Here is a 1,687-nt window from a genome sequence, read left to right as displayed (position 1 = left end):
TGCCGGTAGAGTGCAGCAGATCAATCACATGACGCGCGAGCTGGGGGGAGCCCGGCGCGCCATATTTGATCTGATAGAGATAGTCGGGGAAGCCGCTGTAGTCGTAAATCATGCCTGGGTTGCTGCCCGAGGAGACGGCAAAGCCTTTTTCCTCCCAATGGCCGGAGACAACCAGCACAGCCTTGGGCTGGTATTGAAGTTCCGCCCGCATCTAGATCAAGGACTGCTCAAGTTTGTCGAAATTGCTGCGAAAGCCACCGGTCATATAGGGCCAGGGGCCGCCGCCATGGCTGAGGAAATAAGTAGGTAATTTCGATGTCGTCACGTCGCCATTCCTTTCTGGGCCCCGCCGCTGCAGTCGGACGTTGTGCGGGTCAAGCACTTCCATCCGCCAGTCTTCCCCGCAACTGTCCTTGTTTTCCCTGGACTGATCAATAAGCTTTACCAACACGCATCATTTCCTCTATGTTGATGATCATGGATACGATGTTGAGCCTGCGGGTTTTTTGCCTGGTCGCCGAGTTCAAGAGCTTCACCGGGGCAGCAGGCCGTGTGAACCTATCGCCAGCAATGGTGAGCAAACACGTGATGCACCTAGAAAAGCGCCTAGGAAGCCGGCTGCTTAATCGGACCAGCCGGAGTGTCACGCTCACCGAAACCGGCGCGCTGTATTTCAGCCAAACCAAGCAAATGCTTGAAGGGCTCGACGAACTGGAAGCGTCAATCGGTAATGTCACGGTTGCGCCGCGCGGAACGCTCAAATTCAGTGCGCCAGTATGGGCGGCCAGTTCAGGCTTCGTTGATCTTCTGGCTGAATACAACCAACATTATCCGGATGTCAGCCTGGACATGGATCTGAGCGGCCGGATCACCAACATGGTCGACGAAGGCTTTGATCTTGCACTGCGAGCAATGTCTTCCGACCGGCTCGATCCGGGTCTCGTTGCGCGGCCACTCGCCACGATAGAATTCCGCCTGATGGCATCGCCCGATTATCTCAATCATGCCGGGCGACCGCAGACCATTGCGGGTTTGAACGGCCATGCGATGCTTCGCTACAATGGTATCAGTGTCAGCGAAAGCATCTTCTTCGGCAGTCACAACGAACGCCTTAAAGTCACTGTCCGCAACGTGCTGCTGAGTAGCAACGAGACACTTCTGCACTTGGCGGCTTTACGGGGAATGGGCATGGTCTTCCTACCGGAATGGCAGGTGGCGGAAGATTTGAAAGCGGGCCGTCTCGAACTGCTGTTTCCGGAGACGATCGGCGTCAGCAACACCCTCCATGCCGTTTACCCAAGCAGGAAATATCTTTCCGCGAAAGTCCGCACGTTCATCGATTTCCTCGTGTTGCGCTCGCCCCAGTTATTCTGAATTTCAACCACCGACGATGTGGCCATTCGAGCCGATACCAAGCAATTGCAAGTCTATCATGGTTTCGCCAAGCAGACGTGCATAACGCGCCGCCTCCGCAGTCTCGTCCTGCGCAGCTCCGTCAATCAGATTGATCCTTTGCTGATCGAAGTCCGCCTTGTCGAACAATTCCCGATACATATAGGCCGCAAAAGAATCCGCGTGCGAACCAGCGAGACCGCAATATTCGTCAAGATTGAATGTGGTGGCCTGCGCAAAGGATATATGACCGCTCTCTACTGCATTCAGCAGCTTTGCATAGACCTGGCGAGGT

2 protein-coding genes and 1 pseudogene are annotated in these 1,687 nt (G+C 55.1%); 1 reads left to right on the top strand and 2 read right to left on the bottom strand.

The features are described 5' to 3' along the window. Positions 1-325: pseudogene (locus DSM25558_RS29900) on the bottom strand (class III extradiol ring-cleavage dioxygenase); the annotation flags it as partial. Between the two features lie 152 nt (positions 326-477). Between DSM25558_RS29900 and DSM25558_RS27530 the strand changes: the two are divergent. Further along, complete coding sequence (locus DSM25558_RS27530) at positions 478-1,374, top strand: LysR family transcriptional regulator (RefSeq protein ID WP_200800809.1); 897 nt, start codon at positions 478-480, stop codon at positions 1,372-1,374. A 3-nt stretch (positions 1,375-1,377) separates the two neighbouring features. Here DSM25558_RS27530 and DSM25558_RS27525 read toward each other — a convergent pair. Further along, a partial coding sequence (locus DSM25558_RS27525) for a 6-phosphogluconolactonase (protein WP_200800808.1) occupies positions 1,378-1,687 on the bottom strand: 310 nt, incomplete at its 5' end.

Origin of the sequence: Agrobacterium sp. DSM 25558 (genome assembly GCF_900100825.1) — a bacterium.
Lineage (GTDB): Bacteria > Pseudomonadota > Alphaproteobacteria > Rhizobiales > Rhizobiaceae > Agrobacterium.
This window is presented reverse-complemented; position numbering and strand designations above follow the sequence as displayed.

Excerpts from the sequence above, each read along its gene's own strand:
- DSM25558_RS27530 (WP_200800809.1), top strand. The coding sequence starts at position 478 with ATGGATACGATGTTGAGCCTGCGGGTTTTTTGCCTGGTCGCCGAGTTC.